This is a genomic window from Isoptericola sp. F-RaC21 (assembly GCF_038593535.1).
Taxonomy (GTDB): domain Bacteria; phylum Actinomycetota; class Actinomycetes; order Actinomycetales; family Cellulomonadaceae; genus Isoptericola.
On the sequence record NZ_JBCFYX010000001.1, the window covers coordinates 216,631 to 234,147 of the forward strand.

Genomic DNA, 17,517 nt, shown 5'->3' on the forward strand with positions numbered 1-17,517 from the left:
CGGCTCGTCAGTCGTCGAGGGGACCGAGCACCGCCTGCGCGACGGTGGAGTGCGCGGACTCGTCGTCGCTGGGGTGGAAGATGCCGGCCAGCACGTCGCGGTAGAGCCGGCCGAGCTCGGACCGGTTGAAGTACGTGGACCCGCCGGAGCAGCGGATCGCCTCGTCCACCACCTGCCGCGCCGTCTCCGTGACGCGCACCTTGAGCCCCGCCGTCGAGCGGAAGAAGCCGGCGCCCTTCTCGACCTGGGCGTCGACCTCGCCCGCCACCAGGTCGAGCTGCGGCCACAGGCCGTCCAGCGCGAGCGCGGCGGTGCCGATGCGCCAGCGGATGTCCGGGTCCTGGGAGTACGCCTTGCCCGTCTTCATCGAGCGCCGCTTGTTCACGGTCTCGACGGCGAGCGCCAGCGCGCGGTCGGCGATGCCCAGGTACACGCTCGCCAGCAGGATCTCGAAGCTGGTGAAGATCCCCAGCACGTACGGGTCGATGCTGGGGCCGGGCGCGATGCGGCGCAGCACGCGGTCGGCGGGGGCGTGCGCGCCGTCGAGCACCGTGGTGCACGACTGCGACGCCCGCATGCCGAGCGTGTCCCAGTCGTCCTTGATCTCGACGCCGCCGCCGTCGCGCGTGACGAAGGCGTGCACGATGCGCGGGTCGTCCGGGTCGGTCGTGTCGTCGAGGCCCATGACGCCGAGGCGCGTCCAGCCGGGGGAGTTGGACGTGAAGATCTTGGTGCCGTGGAACGAGTACCCGCCCTCCGCGTCGGGGCGCGCCTCGGTGCGCGAGCCGAGCAGCACCAGGTCGTTGCCGGCCTCGGAGTAGCCGAAGCCGAACACCTCGCCGCGCGCCGTCTCCTCGAGCAGCCAGTCCAGGGAGTGGTCGCCGCGCTCGTGCAGGAACCGGGCGACGCCCACCCACACGTGGTGCATGTTGACGGCCAGCGCGGTCGCGGGCGCCGCGCCCGCGAGCCGGGCCTGCTCGCGCGCCGCCTCCCGCAGGGTCAGGCCGGCGCCGCCCAGGTGCTGCGGCACCATCGCCTGCAGGTACCCCGCGGCCTGGAGGTCGGCGAGGTCGTCCGCGAAGAACGAGTTCTCCCGGTCGTGCGTCGCCGCGCGGCCGCGGATGGTCTCCAGCAGCTCGTCGGTGAGGATCTGGCGGGGCTCGTCGAGGGGCGAGGGGAAGGGCGACGGCGCGGCGTCCGGCGAGGTCACAGGCATGGCCTCACCGTACGCCGCGCCGCCGCCCGGGCGCCCGCGCTCAGCCGGCGGTCGCCGCTGCCGGCTCCTCCGGCTGGGGCAGCAGGCGGCGCAGCACGTCCGCCAGCGTGACGACGCCCAGCGTGCGCCCGTCGCGGCGCACCAGCGCCAGCTGCTCGCCCGCCTCGCGCAGCCGGGCGATCGCCGCGTGCACGGTGGTGGACGCGTCCAGCACGAACGGCGCGCGCGCCACCGGCGCCACCGGGGCGTCGTCGTCGAGCGGCAGCGTGTCGCGGACGTGCACGACGCCGGTCACCTCGCCGTCGTCGCCGCCATCCCGCAGCAGGATGCGCAGGTGGCCGGAGGTCACGGACGCCGCCCGGACGTCGGCGGCGGTCGCGCCCGCCGGGACGGCCGTCGGGCGCGCACCGGGGGCCACGAGCGTGTCGACCGTGAGCGTCTCGAGCTCCAGCGCGCCCGCGATCTGCGCGGAGTACGCCGCGTCGAGGGCGCCGACGTTCGCCGAGTGCTCCACGAGGTGCCGCAGCGTGGTCGGGTCGTGACCCGCCTCGATGTGGTCCACCGGTTCGACGCCGACGGCGCGCAGGCACCAGTTGGCCAGGGCGTTGAGCCACCGCAGCACGGGCCGCGTGAGCCACATGAACGCCCGCATGGGCAGGGCGAGCAGCGTGGCGGAGGCCTCGGGGTGCGCGATGGTCCACGACTTGGGTGCCATCTCGCCCACCACGAGGTGCAGGAACGTGACGAGGACCAGCGCGAGCACGAAGCCCGCGACGTCGGCGGCCCAGTAGGGGGCGCCCCACGCCGCGAACAGCGGCGTGAGCCAGTGGTGCACCGCCGGCTTGGTCACGGCGCCGAGCGCGAGCGTGCAGGCCGTGATGCCCAGCTGCGACCCGGCGAGCAGCAGCGTCAGCTCGGACGAGCTGCGCAGGGCGGCCCGCGCCGACCGGCTGGTGGGCGCGGCGTCCTCCAGCCGGTGGCGGCGCGCCCCGAGCAGGGCGAACTCCACGGCCACGAAGAACGCGCTGAGCGCGATGATGACGACGGTCGCGGCGAGCACGACCCAGGGGCTGCTCATCGGTCGTCCTCCTTCGACGTCGCGAGGGTGCCGGGGGCGCCGGCGGCGGTCCCGGCGGTGCCCTCCGCGGCGCCCTCGAGCAGGCGCACGCGGACCAGGTGGGGCACGTGCCGCTCGACCGAGAGGACGTCGGCCTCGAGCCGCCGGGAGACGGGCTCGTCGTGGACGAGGTCCGCCGGGTCGGGCGGCAGCTCGACGACGACCGTGTCGCCCGCGCGGGGCAGCGCGCCGGTCTGCGCGATGAGCAGCCCGGCGACGGTCTCGTGGTCGCCGCGCGGCAGGTCGTGCCCGATGGCCCGTTCCGCCTCGTCCAGGTGCACGTCGCCGCCCATCACCCAGGCGCCGTCCTCCTCGGCCGTCACGGTGACGGGCTGGGCGGGGTCGTGCTCGTCGGTGATCTCGCCGACGAGCTCCTCGGCGAGGTCCTCGAGCGTGAGCACGCCCGCGAGGCCGCCGTACTCGTCCACGACGACGGCGAGCTGGTTGTGCGCGCGGTTCAGCTCGGTCAGCGCGTCCGGCAGCGACATGACGGTGGGCAGCACCACGACCGGTCGCATGAGGTCGGTGACGGGCGCGTCGTCGTCGAGCCCGGTCCGCAGCAGGTCGGTGAGCTGCACGACGCCGAGGGCGCGGTCCTCGTCGTCCACCACGGGGTAGCGGGAGTGCCCGCCCGCCATGAGGGTGCGCAGCTCGCCCACGGTGAGGGCGGGGTCGACCGTGCCGACCCGGGAGCGCGGGATCATCGCGTGCTCGACGTCGCGGGCCGGGAAGTCGAGGATGCGGTCGAGCAGCACCGACAGGTCGTCGGGCAGGTCGCCGCTGGAGCGCGAGTCCGCGACGATGTGCTCCAGGTCGCGGGCGGTGGCGGAGTGCTCGACGTCGTGCACGGGCTCGATGCGCAGCACGCGCAGCAGGGCGTTCGACGCCTTGTCGAAGACGGCGATGAGCCAGCCGAGCACGGTGAGGTACGCGGTCGTCGAGCCGGCCAGCCGCAGGGCGGTGGGCTCGGGGCGCGCGATGGCGAGGTTCTTCGGGAACAGCTCGCCGAAGAGCATCTGCACCAGCGTCGAGACGACGAGCGCCGCGACGGTGCCGACGGCCACGCCGACGCCGGTCGGGACGCCCACGCCGCCCAGCAGGGTGCCCAGCGCGTCGCCCACCAGGGGCTCGGCGACGTACCCGACCAGCAGTCCGGTCACGGTGATGCCGAGCTGGGCGCCCGAGAGCACGAAGGACGTGCGGCGCGTGACGGCGAGGGCCCGCTGCGCGGTCGCGTCACCGGCCTCCGCGCGGGCGGCGAGCCGGGAGCGGTCCACGGTCATGTAGGCGAACTCCTGGGCGACGAAGTACGCCGTCGCCGCCGTGATCACGAGGATCACGAGGATGCCGAGGAGGAGGGAGAGCGCGGCGGTCATCGGTGACGCACCGCCTCAGGGGCGAGAGGGGCGGGGGGCTGCGGGGAGCCCGGACTATGACTGGGGTCGTCGGCGGGCGCGGCGGCGTCGTCGGCCGCGGGGGCCGGGACGTCGAGCGTCGTCAGAGAGTTGTCCACGTCCGCCCCAACGTCGCCGCCACGCCGAGGGTTCCCGGCGCTACGCTCCGGTGCACACGGTCGACGAGGACCGTGCCGCACGAAGGGACCGCCCATGCCTGACACGCCGTCCGACACCAGCGCCGGCAGCGCCGCCGACCGCAGCCTCATCCGCAGCCCGCTCCCCGACGTCGAGATCCCCGACGTCAGCCTCCACGAGTTCCTGTTCGCCGCGCTCTCCGGCGCCGACCTCGACCGGGTCGCGCTGGTCGACGGCCCGAGCGGGGCCACGACCACGTACGGCGAGCTGCGCGCGCAGGTGGACGCGATCGCGGGCGCGTTCGCGGCCCGCGGGCTCGGCGTCGGGGACGTCGTGGCCCTGCACAGCCCCAACGTGCCGGCGTTCGTCGCCGTCTTCCACGGCCTGCTGCGGGCCGGGATCACCGTGACCACGATCAACGCGCTCGCGTCCGGGCGCGAGGTCGCCAAGCAGCTCGGGTCGTCGGGGGCGAAGGCGCTCGTGACGGTCTCGGCCCTGCTGGCCGCGGCCGAGGCCGGCGCCGACGCCGTCGGGATGGCGCCGGGCGACGTCGTCGTGCTCGACGGCGCGGACGGCCACCTGTCGCTCGGCGAGCTGCTCGCGGGCGGCCACCCGGCGCCCGACGTCGCGTTCGACCCCCGCACCCACCTCGCCGTCCTGCCCTACTCGTCCGGCACCACCGGGCTGCCGAAGGGCGTGATGCTCACGCACCGCAACCTCGTGGCGAACGTGGTGCAGACCGAGGCCTTCCTCCCGCTCGCGCCCGACGACGTCATCCCCGCCGTGCTGCCGTTCTTCCACATCTACGGCATGACGGTGCTGATGAACGGCGCGATCTACCAGCGCTCCTCGCTCGTCACGCTGCCGCGGTTCGACCTCGCCGAGTACCTGCGCATCGTCGAGCAGCACCGGGCCACCGTGCTGTTCGTCGCGCCGCCCATCGCGCTCGCGCTGGCCAAGCACCCCGCGGCGGCCGGCCGGGACCTGTCCAGCGTGCGGATCCTCATGTCGGGGGCGGCGCCGTTCGACGAGCACCTGGCCGAGGCGGTGGGCCGCCGGCTGCCGGGCGCGCGGGTGCTGCAGGGGTACGGGATGTCGGAGATGTCGCCGGTCTCGCACGTCGTGCCGGTCGACCGGACCGACATCTCGCCGGGGACCGTCGGCCTGCTGGTGCCGAACATGCTCGCCAGGATCGTCGACCCCGCGACCGGCGAGGCGATCGGGCAGCCCGCGGAGGGCGTCAGCGCGCCCGGCGAGCTGCTGTGCGCCGGCCCGAACGTCATGGTCGGCTACCTCGCTGACGAGCAGGCCACCCGCGACACGCTCGAGCCGGACGGCTTCCTGCACACCGGCGACATCGTGACCGTCGACGCCGACGGCGCCTTCACCGTCGTCGACCGGCTCAAGGAGCTCATCAAGCACAAGGGCTACCAGGTGGCGCCCGCCGAGCTGGAGGCGCTGCTGCTCACCCACCCCGGGATCGCGGACGTGGCGGTGATCGGGGTGCCCGACCCCGAGTCGGGGGAGGTGCCGAAGGCGTTCGTCGTCCGCGCGGAGGGCAGCACGCTGACCGGTGATGACGTGCAGGCCTTCGTCGCCGAGCAGGTCGCCCCGTACAAGAAGGTGCGGGCCGTGGAGTTCGTCGACGCGGTGCCGAAGTCCGCGGCGGGCAAGATCCTGCGCAAGGAGCTCCGCGCCCGCTGAGCCCGTCGCTGGTCGAGCTGTCGAGACCCGCCGGCGGTCTCGACAGGCTCGACCGCCGAGGGGGCGTTCCTCCGGTAGGTTGGGCGGCGATGTCCGACACCGCCGCTCTGTCCACGAGCCCCGTTCCTGTCGTCCCCGCCGCGGGCGACGGTGCCCCGCGCAAGACCCGCGTCGCCGTGCTGTTCGGCGGCCGGTCGGGGGAGCACGCCATCTCCGCCGCGACCGCCTCCGGCGTCCTGCGCGCCATCGACCGGGAGCGCTACGACGTCGTCCCCGTGGGCATCACCCGCGAGGGCCGCTGGGTGATCGCCGCCGACGACCCGGAACGCTGGCAGATCGCCGACGGGCGGCTGCCGGAGGTCACGGCCGACTCCGGCGCCGAGGTGGTGCTGTCCCTCACCCAGGGCGAGCGGACGCTGCGCGTGCTCGAGGCCGGGCAGGTGCCCGCGCTGCTCGGCGAGGTGGACGTCGTCTTCCCGCTGCTGCACGGCCCGTTCGGCGAGGACGGCACGCTGCAGGGCCTGCTCGAGCTCGCGGACGTGCACTACGTCGGTGCGGGCGTGCTCGCGTCGGCGGTCGGCATGGACAAGCACTTCATGAAGCTCGTGCTCGCCGGCCAGGGCCTCGCCGTCGGCCCCTACGTCGTCGTCCGTCCCCGGGACTGGGAGCGGGACCCCGCGGCCTGCGTCGCCGCGGTCGAGCCGCTCGGCCTGCCCGTGTTCGTCAAGCCCGCCCGCGCCGGGTCCTCCCTCGGCATCACGCGCGTCGACGACCTGGCCGACCTGCCCGCCGCCGTCGAGGCCGCGCGCCGGCACGACCCGAAGGTGATCGTCGAGGCCGGGATCGACGGCCGCGAGATCGAGTGCGCCGTGCTCGGCGGGCGCGACGGCGAGCCGGCGCGCGCGTCGCTGCCCGGCGAGATCGTGGTGGACCACGACAGCCACGCGTTCTACGACTTCGAGGCGAAGTACCTCGACGAGGCGCACGTCGACCTGCGGTGCCCCGCCGACCTGCCGCAGGCCGTCGCCGAGGAGATCCGCGACGTCGCCGTGCGGACCTTCGAGGCCGTCGAGGCCGAGGGGCTCTCGCGCGTGGACGTGTTCGTCACGCCCGACGAGCGGGTCGTCGTCAACGAGATCAACACCATGCCCGGGTTCACGCCGTTCTCGATGTACCCGCGGATGTGGGAGGCCTCGGGCGTGAGCTACCCGGAGCTCGTCGACGAGCTCATCCAGCTCGCGCTGCAGCGGCCCACCGGCCTGCGCTGACCCTCGCCGGCCGAGCCGGTCGAGACCTCAGGGCACCACCAGCTCGCCGAGCGGGCCGGGCGCGTGCGCCACCTCCCACAGGAACCCGTCCGGGTCGGTGAAGTAGCCGGAGTAGCCGCCCCACTCCCGCTGGACGCCGTCGCGCACGGTGGGCGCCCCGGCGCGCCGGGCGTCCTCGAGCACGGCGTCCACGTCGGCGGGGGCGCCGACGTTGTGCGCGAGGGTCAGCGGCGCGGTGCCGCCCCGCACCACGGGGCCGATCTCCTCGGTGGCGTGCGCCTCGTCCCACATCGACAGCACGACGTGCTGGCCCACCTGGACCATCAGCACCTCGCCGGGCGCCTCGAGCAGCGGTTCCCAGCCCAGGCCGTCCACGTAGAACCGCCGGGTGGCGGCGAGGTCGGCGACGACGAGGGTGACGAGGCTCAGGCGCTGATCCATCCCGTCACCGTGCCACGAGGCTCCGACATCCGCCTCGCCAGGGGTCAGCTGCACTCCGCGGTCGCCGGCACGTTGCTCACGGCCTGGGCGAGGTCGCCGACGAACGACGTCGAGTGGTCCTCGGTGACCGACGGCGGCACCAGGACCTCGACGGCGGGCTCGCGCCCGTAGGTGGTGAACCGCCAGGTGCCGTCCTCGCCGGCCTCGACGATCCAGTCCACGGCCCCCGCCGCCGACTCGACCCGCTGGCAGTCGGGCGACGGCCCGGGCGGCGTGACGCCGCAGCGCAGGGTCACGGCGGCCCCCGGCTCGCCCCAGGCGGCGGTGGCCTGGGCGTTCGTCTTCGCCTTGTCGAGGTCGCCCGCGAGCACGTCGGGCAGGGCCAGCATCACCGGAGCGCAGTCCGGGTTCGCGGCGTCCTCGGCGGGCGTGGCGCCGATGGTCGTGGCGCAGGCCGTCAGCGGGACGACGAGGACGCCCAGCGCGACGGCGCGGGCAGCACGGGACGACAGCGGATGACGACGGAGCACGGCGACCACGCTACCGGCCGGGAGCGGCCCGACGACCGCCTACAGTCGTCCCCGTGACCGACGCCACCCGCCCCCTCGTGCGCGACCTGTCCGAGGAGGACCTGCTCGCCCGCATCTTCCCCCTGCTGCCCGCCGGGTCGGCGACCGTCCTCGGCCCGGGCGACGACGCGGCGGTGGTCGCGGCCCCGGACGGGCGGTTCGTCGTCACGACCGACGTGCTGGTCGAGGACCGACACTTCCGCCGACGCTGGTCGGGCGGCGACGACGTCGGGGCGCGGGCCGCCACGGCGAACCTCGCGGACGTCGCCGCCATGGGCGCGCGCCCGACGTCCCTGGTCGTCTCGCTGGTGGTGCCCGGCGACCTCCCGGTCGACTGGGTGACCGGCCTGGCCCGCGGGCTGGCCGGCGCGTGCGCCCCGGTCGGCGCGGGCGTGGTGGGCGGTGACCTGTCCGGCGGGGACGCCGTCGTCGTGGCCGTCACCGCGCACGGCGACCTGGAGGGGCGCGCGGCCGTCACGCGCGCCGGCGCGCGGCCGGGCGACCTGCTCGCGTACGCGGGGCACCGCGGCCTGTCGGCGGCGGGCCTGGCGCTGCTCGACGCCGGTGCGGCGACCGCCGCGGACGCGACCACGGTCGACGACGCCGTGGATGCCGTGGGCGCGTGCGTCGCCGGCTACCTGCGACCGGTGGCGCCGCTGACCGCCGGCCCGGCGGCGGCGCGCGCGGGCGCCACCGCGATGCTCGACGTCTCGGACGGCCTCCTGCGCGACGCGGGCCGGCTGGCTCGCGCGAGCGGCGTCGGGGTGGACGTCGAGGCGGAGGCGCTCGCGCCGGACGTCGAGCGGCTGCTGCCCGCCGCCCGGGCGCTGGGCCCCGGGCGTCACGTCCACGCCGACGCCGCTCGGGAGGCCGCGCTGGGTTGGGCGCTCACCGGGGGAGAGGACCACGGCCTGCTCGCCGCGTTCCCGGGTGACGCGGCGTTGCCGGAGGGGTTCCGGCGGATCGGTCGCGTGCTCCCGGGACCTGCCGGCGTCACCGTCGACGGCGCCGAGCCCGGCGTCCGCGGCGGGTGGGACCACTTCGGCGGCTGAGCCCGCCGGGACCCGCGGTCAGCCGCGGCGGTAGCGCACCTCGGTGACGGGGGTGTCGCCGATGTCGTCCATGCGCTCGACGCCGTCGGCCTGGAAGCCGTGGCGGCGGTAGAAGTGCTGGGCGCGCTCGTTCTGCGCGAGCACCCACAGCGACATCGGCACGCCGTCGGGGACGTCCGAGAGCACGGTGCGCATGAGGTCGCGCGCCACGCCACGCCCCCAGGACTCGGGGTCGAGGTAGATCGCGTAGAGCTCGAGGTCGCCGTCCTCGGCGTCCTCGTCGCGCGAGGGGCCGTAGCTCGCGAAGCCCAGGAGCCGCCCGTCGCCCTCGGCGACGAGGGTCGTGCGCTTGCCCTCGCCGAGGATCTGCTGCCACTGCGCGGCGCGCTCGGCGGCGTCGAGGGAGTCGAGGTACTCGGCCGGCAGCACGCTGGCGTAGGCGCCCTTCCACGAGATGAGGTGCACCTGAGCGATCCGCCCGGCGTCGGTCACGGCGGCGGGCCGGATCTCCACGTCGCTGTCGGTCTGCACGATCATCTGCTCAGACTGCCACGTCCGCACCGCGCCGGCCAAGGCGGTTTGGTGAATCCTTCACGAATTCTTTGCCGCTGGCCCGGCGACCGGTCCGCGGGACCGCGCGGGTGGCCATGCGGGCGGCGACGGGGACGACGAGACGCCCGCCGGGAAGATCCCGACGGGCGTCTCGTGGAAGCGTCGATGCACCGAGCGCGCCCGGTGCGCAGGCTCAGGCCTGGCGCGTGACCTTGCCCGCCTTGAGGCAGGAGGTGCAGACGTTGACACGCTTGGGGGTGCCCGCGACCACGGCACGGACGCGCTGGATGTTGGGGTTCCAACGGCGCTTCGTGCGGATGTGGGAGTGCGAGATGCTGTGCCCGAAGCCCGGGCCCTTGCCGCAGACGTCGCAGTTGGCAGCCACGGTCTCTCCTGAATCGTCGTGACACGACCCGCGCCAGGGCAGCAGGACGTGAAGCTTGGTGGTTGGGGGAGCCCGGAACCAACCGGGCAACCACACGAGGATAGCCGATCGGGGGAGTGCTCCTCAACGTGGGGTGCCTCACCGCTACCGTGGGGGCGTGCACCAGCCCGAGCTCCTCGACGCCGCCGTCGTCCGCGCCTGGGTGGGCACCGCCGCCCGCGCACTGGCCGAGGCCCGCGTCGAGATCGACCGCGTGAACGTCTTTCCCGTGGCCGACGGTGACACCGGCACCAACATGTACCTCACGATCCGGGACGCCGCGGCCGCCGTCCGGTCCGCGCCCGAGGACGCCGGCGGGGCGCGGCTGCTGCGGCTGGCCGCGCGGGCCGCGCTGCTCGGCGCCCGCGGGAACTCCGGGGTGATCCTCAGCGAGTGGCTGCGCGGACTCACCGTCGCGGCCACGCGCGGCGACAGCCTCGCCATCGCGCTCGACGTCGCGGCCCGGACCGCGCGCCGGGCCGTCGCGCACCCCGCGCCCGGCACCATCCTCACCGCCGCTGAGTCGGCCGCGGCCGCGGCCCGGCAGGCCGAGGCGGGCGGCATGGTCGGTCCCGCCGGCGCGGCGGCGCGGCTGTCCACGACGGACGCGGCGTGCCGCGGGGCGCGGGAGGCGGCGCTGCGCAGCGTGGGCGCCCTGGAACCGCTGCGCACCGCGGGCGTGCTCGACGCCGGCGCGTGCGGGCTGGTGCTCGTGCTGCGCTCCCTCGCGGCGGCCCAGCGGGCCGTGTCGGACCGGGGGCGCGAGGGCGTGTCGGAGGCGGACGGCAGCATCGGCCCCGTGCTGCTGGACATCGACCTGCACGGCCACGCGCCGGACGCCGCGAGCGACGTCGACGACGCGCCGGTCGACCCGGGCGTCCCCCCCGACGGCGCCCTCGACGCGGGCCGGCACGAGCACGGCGGCGTGGCGACCGACGACGTCGAGCTCATGTTCGTGCTGGAGCGGTCGGCGTCCGCCGACGACTTCAGCCCTGGCGCGGTGGCGGACGCCCTGCGCGCGGACCTGGACGACGTCGGCAGCTCCGTCGTCGTCGTGGGCGGCGGCGCGGACGGGTCGGCCGGGCCCGCCGGCGACGACGCCGACCGGGCCCTGTGGCAGGCGCACGTGCACACCGCCGACCTCGACGCCGCGCTCGGCGTGGCGCGGCGCTGGGCGTCCCGCGGGGCGGTGTCGCGGGTGTCCGTGCGGCACCTCGCCGTCCCGCCGGACCGGTGGGCCGTGGTCGTCACGACCGCGGCGCCGGCGCTCGCCGCGGAACTCGCGCGCGGCGGCGCGGTCGTGGTCCTGGACCTCGACGTACCGCCCACCGCCGACGACCTCGCGGCCGCGGCCGTCGGCGCGGGGGCGCCGCGGGTGCTCGTGCTGGCGCCCGAGGCGCTGCAGGAGGAGCCCGCCGTCCCGGCGTCCGCGGACGGCGCCGACGAGGCGCCGGAGATCGTGCGGGTGACGGCCCCCGGGGACGTGCACCTCGTGGCCGGGATGTCCGCGCTGGCCGCGACGCTCGACGACCCGGGGGAGCAGGACGCGGGGGTCCCGGCGGCCGTCGGCGCGGTCGTCGCCGGGCTGCGTGTCGGCGGCGGACCGGCCGTCACCGTCGGCGCGATCGTCAAGCGGCTCGTGGCGGGCAGCCCGACCGCGATCGTCACGCTGCTGCCCGACGACGACGTCCCCGACGCCACGGTCGAGGTGCTGGCGTCTCGGGCGGCCGCCGTCTCGGGCGGCGCGGACGTCGTCGTCATGCGCACCGGCCGGCGCGGCGACCACGTGGCGATCGGGGTGGAGCCGCTCGTCACCGACCCGGCGGAGGAGCCCGCATGACCGGCCGCGAGGACGAGGCGCTGACCAAGGTGCTGGGGGCGCGCAGCGCGGGCCCGCTGGCCAAGCTGGGCCTGACCACCGTCGGCGACCTGCTGCGGCACTACCCGCGCCGGTACGGCGACCCGGGCACCCTCACGGACATGGACCGGCTGGCGCTCGGGGAGCACGTCACCGTGATGGCGCGTGTGGCCCGCGCCACCGTGCGGACGATGCGCTCTCGCGCGGGCGCCATGCTCCAGGCGGTCGTCACGGACGGCCGGCACGAGCTGGCGCTGACGTTCTTCGCCAAGCGCGCCGGGGCCCTGCGCCCGCACGAGGAGAAGCTGCAGCCCGGGCGCGTGGGCCTGTTCACCGGGGTGGTCAGCGAGTACCGGGGCACCCGCCAGCTCACGCACCCGGACTACGTCCTCGTGGGCGTCGACGCGGACGACGCCGAGGCGGCGATGTTCGAGGCGAGCCGCCCCATCCCCATCTACCCCGCGTCGTCGTCGGTGCCCTCCTGGCGCATCCAGCGCGCCGTGCGCACGGTCCTGGACCCGCTCACCGAGGGCGACGTCGACGACCCGGTGCCGCCCGAGGTCCGGGCCCGGCACGGGCTGCCGAGCCGGCTCGACGCGCTGCGCGCGATCCACCAGCCCGTCGACCAGCGCTCGTGGCAGCAGGCGCGCCACCGCTTCCGGTTCGAGGAGGCCTTCGTGCTGCAGGCCGCGCTCGCGCAGCGCCGCGCGCACGCCGCCGAGCAGGAGGCCACGGCGCGCCCGCTGCGGGGGCCCGGGGAGGCGAGCCTGCTCGCCGACTTCGACGCGGCCCTGCCGTTCACGCTGACGGACGGGCAGCGGTCGGTGGGCGAGGACCTGGCGCACGAGCTCGCGCAGGCCCGGCCCATGCAGCGGCTGCTGCAGGGCGAGGTGGGCTCCGGCAAGACGGTCGTCGCGCTGCGGGCGATGCTGCAGGTGGTCGACGCCGGCGGCCAGGCCGCGCTGCTGGCGCCCACGGAGGTGCTCGCGGCGCAGCACGCCCGCACGCTGCGTCAGCTCCTGGGGCCGCTCGCCGAGGGCGGGTTGCTCGGCGGCGCCGCGCACGGCACCCGGGTCGCCCTGCTCACGGGCTCGCTCGGCGCCGCCGCCCGCAAGGAGGCCCTGCTGCAGGCGGCGAGCGGGGAGGCGGGGATCGTCGTGGGCACGCACGCCCTGCTGGGCGACCAGGTGCAGTTCGCCGACCTGGGCCTCGTCGTGGTCGACGAGCAGCACCGGTTCGGCGTCGAGCAGCGGGACGCCCTGCGCGCCAAGGGGCGGGTGGCGCCGCACGTGCTCGTCATGACCGCAACACCCATCCCGCGCACGGTCGCGATGACGGTGTTCGGGGACCTCGAGACGTCGTCGCTCACCCAGGTGCCCGCCGGCCGCGCCGGGATCACGTCGCACGTGGTGCCGGCCGGCAATCCTCGGTGGATGGAGCGCACCTGGGCGCGGGTGCGCGAGGAGGTCGACAAGGGGCACCGTGCGTACGTCGTGTGCCCGCGCATCCACCCCGACGACGACCTCCCGGCCGGAGGCGGCGGCGCCGCCAAGGACTTCGACGACGTCCCCGACCTGCTCGAGCTCGTGGACGGCGAGGGGGCGGGCGACGGACGCCCGCCGCTGCGCGCGGTGCTCGAGGTGGCGGACATGCTGCGCGAGACGCCGGCGCTCGCGGGCCTCGACGTGGGCGTGCTGCACGGCCAGATGGCGTCCGCGGACAAGGAGTCCGCGATGGCGCGCTTCGCGGCCGGGGACCTGCAGGTGCTGGTCTCCACCACCGTGATCGAGGTGGGCGTCGACGTGCCCGAAGCCACGGTGATGGTCGTCTTCGACGCCGACCGGTTCGGCCTGTCGCAGCTGCACCAGCTGCGCGGCCGGGTGGGGCGCGGCACCGCGCCGGGGCTGTGCCTCCTGGTCTCGACGGCGCAGCCCGGCACCCCCGCCGCGACCCGGGTCGAGGCGCTCGCGGAGACGACGGACGGCTTCCGGCTCGCCACCCTCGACCTCGAGCTGCGCTCGGAGGGCGACGTGCTCGGGGCCGCCCAGTCCGGCCGCTCCAGCTCGCTGCGCCTGCTGCGCGTCGTGCAGGACGCCGACCTCATCGCCGACGCGCGGCGGGAGGCGACCGCCGTCGTCGACGCCGACCTCGAGCTCGGCTCCCACCCCGAGCTGCGCGCGGCGATCGCGGCGCAGCTCGACGACGAGCAGGAGGAGTTCCTCGAGCGGGCGTGACCCGTCGACTGGTTAGGCTCGGGGCCCATGACGAGGATCGTGGCCGGCCGGTTCGGCGGGCGCTCGCTGCAGGTGCCGCCGAAGGGCACGCGACCCACCAGCGACCGGGTGCGCGAGGCGATCTTCTCCCGGCTGGACCACCTCGACGTGCTCGACGGCGCGCGGGTGCTCGACCTCTACGCGGGCTCCGGTGCGCTCGGGCTGGAGGCCGCGAGCCGCGGCGCCGCCGAGGTCGTGCTGGTGGACGCGAACCGGCGGGCGGCGGACGTCGCCCGCCGCAACGTGGCGACCCTGGGGCTGCAGCGCGAGGTGCGGGTCGTGGCCGACTCCGCGGAGCGGTTCGCCGCGGGGGCCGTCCCGGCGCCCGGCGCGAGCACGGCGCGGGGGTTCGACGTCGTCTTCCTCGACCCGCCCTACGACCTGGCCGAGGACGCGCTCACGGCCGTCCTCGCGCACCTCGCCGCGCCCGGGGTGCTGGCCGCGGACGCCGTCGTCGTGGTCGAGCGATCCACCCGCAGCCCCGAGCCCGCCTGGCCCGACGGGCTGGCGGCGTTCGTCCGCAAGGACTACGGGGAGACGGCGGTGCACTACGCCGAGCCCGTGGAGGCCGCTGCGCCCGTGGGGCCGGTCGAGGCCGGCGGGGCGTAGCGCTCCGGGCCGTCGAGGACCGCGACGGGCACCGCGGCGAGCGCGTCCGCGTCGGCGGGGTCGACCAGCGGGACGCGGTCGCCGCCTGCCGCGTCGAGCAGCCGGCGCGTCGCCGGCTCGTCGGCCAGCGCCCCCTCGCAGGCGACCAGGTGCTCGACGAGGAAGCGGCGCACCGGGTCCGCCGGCAGCGACGCCGGGGCCGGCGGCGGCACGGTGCCCTCGGCCGGCGCGTCGCCGACGGCGAGCGCGACGAGCAGCATCGCGGGCACGCGCGGCGAGCCGGTCCCGCCCATCCCGGGCTGGAAGTAGGGCAGGGCGAGGACGCGCGCCCCGTGCCGGGCGTAGAAGCGCAGGCGGGCCGCCGGGTCGCCGTGCTGCGGGTGGGGTGCGTGGTGGCCGGGGTGCTCGACCTCGGCGAGCACCACGGCCGGCCGCAGCCGGGCCCGCCAGGCGGCGACCGACCGGTCCAGGAGGCGGCCGCCGACGCCCCCGCCGCGACCGCCCGGCGCGATGGCGAGGTAGTCGACGAGCAGCACCCGGGTGTCCGGCGACCACGAGGCGACGACGCCGGCGGTCACGCGCCCGTCGCGCTGCACGCCGTAGGCGGTCTGCTGCCCGGAGCGGCACCCGGCGCGCAGGTCCTCGAGGGACATCAGCTCCTCGGGCGGGAACGACGGCGCCAGCACGTCGCGCCACAGCGACGCGAGCTGGGCGTCGGACGTGAGGGGTGCGACGGCGGGTTCGTCGGTCATGTCCCCATGGTGCCGCGGGACGGGCCGACGGGCTCGGGACAGGCCGGGGCGGGCCCGCGACGGGCCCGCGACGGGCCCGCGTCGGCTCCCCGGGATCGCGGCAGCGCTGTACTAGCGTGACCGCGTGAGCATCGCCGTCTGCCCCGGGTCGTTCGACCCGATCACGCTCGGCCACCTCGACATCGTGCGGCGCACGCGCCGGATGTTCGACGTCGTGGTGGTCGGGGTCGCCCGCAACGCCGCCAAGAACGCGCTGCTGGGGCCCGAGGAACGGGTGGGGCTCGCCCGGGCCGCGCTCGCGGCCGACCCGGAGACCGCCGACGTGCGGGTCGAGGTGGTGCCCGGCCTCCTCGTCGACTTCTGCCGGGAGATCGGGGCGGTCGCGGTGGTCAAGGGCCTGCGCGGGGGCGCGGACTTCGACGCCGAGCTGCCGATGGCCCTCATGAACCGGCACCTGACCGGGATCGAGACGGTCTTCGTGCCGGGGGAGCAGCGGTACGCGCACGTCGCGTCGTCGCTGGTCAAGGACGTGGCCCGCTACGGCGGGCCGATCGACGACCTGGTGCCGGACGGCGTCGCGGACGCGGTACGAGCGGCCCTCGGCAGATGACGCCGGGCTGACGGGCCGGGCCAGACGAGCAGGATCGAGGAGCAGGGGATGAGCGAGACGACCGAGACCACCACCGGGAGCGAGCAGGGCGACAACCCCGCCGCCGGGCTCCTGGACATCCTGGAGGACCTGGCGGCGCTGGTCGAGAACGCGCGCTCGGTGCCGCTGTCGACCAACGTGAAGGTGGACCGCGACCAGGCGCTCGCGCTCGTCGACGAGCTGCGCGACGCGCTGCCCACGCAGGTGGCCCGCGCCGACGAGGTGCTCGCGGCCGCCCGCGACACCCTCGACGACGCGCACCGCCAGGCGGAGGAGATCGTGGCCGCCGCCCGCGCCCGCGCGATCGAGCTGGTGCAGGCCGAGCAGGTGGTGGTCCAGGCGCAGTCGCGCGCCGCGGAGATCGTCGCCGAGGCGGAGACCCGGGCGGCGGCGCTGCGCACCGACGCGGACGCGTACTGCGACGGCCGCCTCGCCGACTTCCAGCAGGACCTGGACGCCCTGTCGAACCAGGTGCGCGCCGGACGGGACAAGCTGGCCGAGCGCCTCGAGCGGGGGGCGCCGCGGGTGCGGTGGGACGCCGTCGCCGACCCGCGCTGGCCGCAGGAGCAGCGGTCCTGACCGGCGCGGCGACCGCCGCGTGAGAGACGGGTCACTCCCGGGCGGGCTGCACCCGGCCGCCGGGATGGCCTAGACTAGGTCGCTGGCCCGGCTACGGGCCGCCCCCTTTCCTGCCTCTCGGCCCACGTCTGTCATCGGAGCCTGCCATCGCCACCGCGAAGTCCTCGCCGCTCGTGCTCGACACGCACGAGCTGTCTCGGCGACCCGGTTCGATGGAGGAGGTCGCGCGCGTCGTGCCCGCTCCCGCGGACATGGGGACCGCCGTGATCGGCGTGCCCGAGGGTGACGACCTCACCCTGGGCCTGCGGCTCGAGTCGGTCATGGAGGGGGTGCTGGTGTCCGGCGTCGTGCGCGGCACGGCGGTGGGGGAGTGCGTGCGCTGCCTCGACCCGGTCTCCCAGCAGGTGACGGTGCGCGTCCAGGAGCTCTTCGCCTACCCCGAGAGGGCGCAGGCGGCGGAGGATTCCGGCGACGAGGACGCCGAGGACGAGGCCGTCCTGGTCGACGACCAGGCCGACATCGAGCCGGCGGTTCGGGATTCCCTCGTGACTGCACTACCATTTCAACCGCTGTGCCGTCCGGACTGCCCCGGCCTGTGCTCCGTCTGCGGAGCCCGGCTGGCGGACGACCCGGACCACCATCACGACCTCGTCGACCCCCGGTGGTCGGCGCTGCAGACCATGCTCGACGATTCGAGCGTGTCCGACGAGACGAAAGAGAGCTAGCCGTGGCTGTTCCGAAGCGCAAGATGTCGCGCAGCAACACCCGTGCGCGCCGTTCGCAGTGGAAGACCACCGCGGCGGTTCTCACGACGTGCCCGAGCTGCAAGGGGCAGAAGCTGTCCCACGCCGCGTGCCCCACCTGCGGTGCCTACAAGGGCCGCCAGTACGCCGAGGCGCTGCGCACCGAGCACGCGGGCTGA

18 protein-coding genes are annotated in these 17,517 nt (G+C 75.9%); 10 read left to right on the forward strand and 8 right to left on the reverse strand.

Features of this window, described 5'->3' with window-relative positions:
* Positions 1–7: 7 nt before the first annotated feature.
* The 3 genes from AAG589_RS00965 to AAG589_RS00975 are packed head-to-tail and all read right to left on the reverse strand — an operon-like array spanning position 8 to position 3,709.
* Entirely contained in the window at positions 8–1,216 is a 1,209-nt protein-coding gene (locus AAG589_RS00965; RefSeq protein ID WP_430565383.1) for an acyl-CoA dehydrogenase family protein, read from the reverse strand.
* Between the two features lie 40 nt (positions 1,217–1,256).
* Positions 1,257–2,294 (reverse strand): hemolysin family protein, encoded by a 1,038-nt coding sequence (locus AAG589_RS00970; protein WP_430565384.1) that lies wholly within the window; start codon positions 2,292–2,294, stop codon positions 1,257–1,259.
* Positions 2,291–3,709, reverse strand: coding sequence for a hemolysin family protein (locus AAG589_RS00975; protein WP_430565385.1), 1,419 nt, complete (start codon positions 3,707–3,709; stop codon positions 2,291–2,293). The genes AAG589_RS00970 and AAG589_RS00975 overlap by 4 nt, the downstream gene beginning before the upstream one ends.
* A gap of 231 nt (positions 3,710–3,940) precedes the next feature.
* Here AAG589_RS00975 and AAG589_RS00980 point away from each other — a divergent pair, with 231 nt between their 5' ends.
* A complete protein-coding gene (locus AAG589_RS00980; RefSeq protein WP_430565386.1) occupies positions 3,941–5,569 on the forward strand; it encodes an AMP-binding protein in 1,629 nt (542 codons plus the stop codon).
* An 89-nt stretch (positions 5,570–5,658) separates the two neighbouring features.
* Positions 5,659–6,837 carry a D-alanine--D-alanine ligase family protein gene (locus AAG589_RS00985; protein WP_430565387.1) on the forward strand — a complete coding sequence of 393 codons (1,179 nt, stop codon included), beginning with the start codon at positions 5,659–5,661 and terminating at the stop codon, positions 6,835–6,837.
* A gap of 27 nt (positions 6,838–6,864) precedes the next feature.
* On the opposite strand, the gene AAG589_RS00990 is transcribed toward AAG589_RS00985, so the two are convergent.
* The gene (locus AAG589_RS00990) at positions 6,865–7,278 is read right to left on the reverse strand and encodes a VOC family protein (RefSeq protein ID WP_430565388.1); all 414 of its coding nucleotides are present in this window, start codon (positions 7,276–7,278) and stop codon (positions 6,865–6,867) included.
* A 44-nt stretch (positions 7,279–7,322) separates the two neighbouring features.
* Positions 7,323–7,808, reverse strand: a complete 486-nt coding sequence (locus AAG589_RS00995) for a DUF3515 family protein (protein ID WP_430565389.1) — start codon at positions 7,806–7,808, stop codon at positions 7,323–7,325.
* 53 nt (positions 7,809–7,861) lie between these two features.
* Between AAG589_RS00995 and AAG589_RS01000 the strand changes: the two genes are divergently transcribed.
* Positions 7,862–8,899, forward strand: a complete 1,038-nt coding sequence (locus tag AAG589_RS01000; RefSeq protein ID WP_430565390.1) for a thiamine-phosphate kinase — start codon at positions 7,862–7,864, stop codon at positions 8,897–8,899.
* Between the two features lie 18 nt (positions 8,900–8,917).
* Here AAG589_RS01000 and AAG589_RS01005 read toward each other — a convergent pair whose 3' ends face one another.
* Both AAG589_RS01005 and rpmB read right to left on the reverse strand, forming a co-directional pair.
* Positions 8,918–9,436: a GNAT family N-acetyltransferase gene (locus tag AAG589_RS01005; protein WP_430565391.1), complete on the reverse strand. Its 519-nt coding sequence runs from the start codon at positions 9,434–9,436 to the stop codon at positions 8,918–8,920.
* A gap of 208 nt (positions 9,437–9,644) precedes the next feature.
* Complete coding sequence (rpmB, locus tag AAG589_RS01010) at positions 9,645–9,836, reverse strand: 50S ribosomal protein L28 (protein WP_069984843.1); 192 nt, start codon at positions 9,834–9,836, stop codon at positions 9,645–9,647.
* A gap of 157 nt (positions 9,837–9,993) precedes the next feature.
* On the opposite strand from rpmB, the gene AAG589_RS01015 reads away from it, so the two are divergent.
* The 3 genes from AAG589_RS01015 to rsmD are packed head-to-tail and all read left to right on the forward strand — an operon-like array spanning position 9,994 to position 14,615.
* Positions 9,994–11,715 (forward strand): DAK2 domain-containing protein, encoded by a 1,722-nt coding sequence (locus AAG589_RS01015; protein WP_430565392.1) that lies wholly within the window; start codon positions 9,994–9,996, stop codon positions 11,713–11,715.
* Positions 11,712–13,967: an ATP-dependent DNA helicase RecG gene (locus AAG589_RS01020; RefSeq protein WP_430565393.1), complete on the forward strand. Its 2,256-nt coding sequence runs from the start codon at positions 11,712–11,714 to the stop codon at positions 13,965–13,967. Before AAG589_RS01015 ends, AAG589_RS01020 begins: the two co-directional genes overlap by 4 nt.
* Positions 13,968–13,994: 27 nt before the next feature.
* Positions 13,995–14,615 carry a 16S rRNA (guanine(966)-N(2))-methyltransferase RsmD gene (rsmD, locus tag AAG589_RS01025; protein WP_430565394.1) on the forward strand — a complete coding sequence of 207 codons (621 nt, stop codon included), beginning with the start codon at positions 13,995–13,997 and terminating at the stop codon, positions 14,613–14,615.
* Here rsmD and AAG589_RS01030 read toward each other — a convergent pair.
* Complete coding sequence (locus AAG589_RS01030) at positions 14,555–15,367, reverse strand: GNAT family N-acetyltransferase (protein ID WP_430565395.1); 813 nt, start codon at positions 15,365–15,367, stop codon at positions 14,555–14,557. The genes rsmD and AAG589_RS01030 overlap by 61 nt on opposite strands.
* 124 nt (positions 15,368–15,491) lie before the next feature.
* On the opposite strand from AAG589_RS01030, the gene coaD reads away from it, so the two are divergent.
* From coaD to rpmF, 4 genes are all read left to right on the forward strand, one after another.
* Positions 15,492–15,977, forward strand: coding sequence for a pantetheine-phosphate adenylyltransferase (gene coaD / locus AAG589_RS01035; protein WP_430565396.1), 486 nt, complete (start codon positions 15,492–15,494; stop codon positions 15,975–15,977).
* A 48-nt stretch (positions 15,978–16,025) separates the two neighbouring features.
* Positions 16,026–16,595: a hypothetical protein gene (locus AAG589_RS01040; protein ID WP_430565397.1), complete on the forward strand. Its 570-nt coding sequence runs from the start codon at positions 16,026–16,028 to the stop codon at positions 16,593–16,595.
* Between the two features lie 173 nt (positions 16,596–16,768).
* Positions 16,769–17,320 carry a YceD family protein gene (locus AAG589_RS01045; protein ID WP_430565398.1) on the forward strand — a complete coding sequence of 184 codons (552 nt, stop codon included), beginning with the start codon at positions 16,769–16,771 and terminating at the stop codon, positions 17,318–17,320.
* A 2-nt stretch (positions 17,321–17,322) separates the two neighbouring features.
* On the forward strand, positions 17,323–17,517 hold the full coding sequence (gene rpmF, locus AAG589_RS01050; protein ID WP_079574722.1) for a 50S ribosomal protein L32: 195 nt from the start codon (positions 17,323–17,325) through the stop codon (positions 17,515–17,517).

Excerpts from the sequence above, each read along its gene's own strand:
- AAG589_RS00965 (WP_430565383.1), bottom strand. The coding sequence starts at position 1,216 with ATGCCTGTGACCTCGCCGGACGCCGCGCCGTCGCCCTTCCCCTCGCCC.
- AAG589_RS00970 (WP_430565384.1), bottom strand. The coding sequence starts at position 2,294 with ATGAGCAGCCCCTGGGTCGTGCTCGCCGCGACCGTCGTCATCATCGCG.
- AAG589_RS00975 (WP_430565385.1), bottom strand. The coding sequence starts at position 3,709 with ATGACCGCCGCGCTCTCCCTCCTCCTCGGCATCCTCGTGATCCTCGTG.
- AAG589_RS00980 (WP_430565386.1), top strand. The coding sequence starts at position 3,941 with ATGCCTGACACGCCGTCCGACACCAGCGCCGGCAGCGCCGCCGACCGC.
- AAG589_RS00985 (WP_430565387.1), top strand. The coding sequence starts at position 5,659 with ATGTCCGACACCGCCGCTCTGTCCACGAGCCCCGTTCCTGTCGTCCCC.
- AAG589_RS00990 (WP_430565388.1), bottom strand. The coding sequence starts at position 7,278 with ATGGATCAGCGCCTGAGCCTCGTCACCCTCGTCGTCGCCGACCTCGCC.
- AAG589_RS01005 (WP_430565391.1), bottom strand. The coding sequence starts at position 9,436 with ATGATCGTGCAGACCGACAGCGACGTGGAGATCCGGCCCGCCGCCGTG.
- AAG589_RS01020 (WP_430565393.1), top strand. The coding sequence starts at position 11,712 with ATGACCGGCCGCGAGGACGAGGCGCTGACCAAGGTGCTGGGGGCGCGC.
- rsmD (WP_430565394.1), top strand. The coding sequence starts at position 13,995 with ATGACGAGGATCGTGGCCGGCCGGTTCGGCGGGCGCTCGCTGCAGGTG.
- AAG589_RS01030 (WP_430565395.1), bottom strand. The coding sequence starts at position 15,367 with ATGACCGACGAACCCGCCGTCGCACCCCTCACGTCCGACGCCCAGCTC.
- AAG589_RS01040 (WP_430565397.1), top strand. The coding sequence starts at position 16,026 with ATGAGCGAGACGACCGAGACCACCACCGGGAGCGAGCAGGGCGACAAC.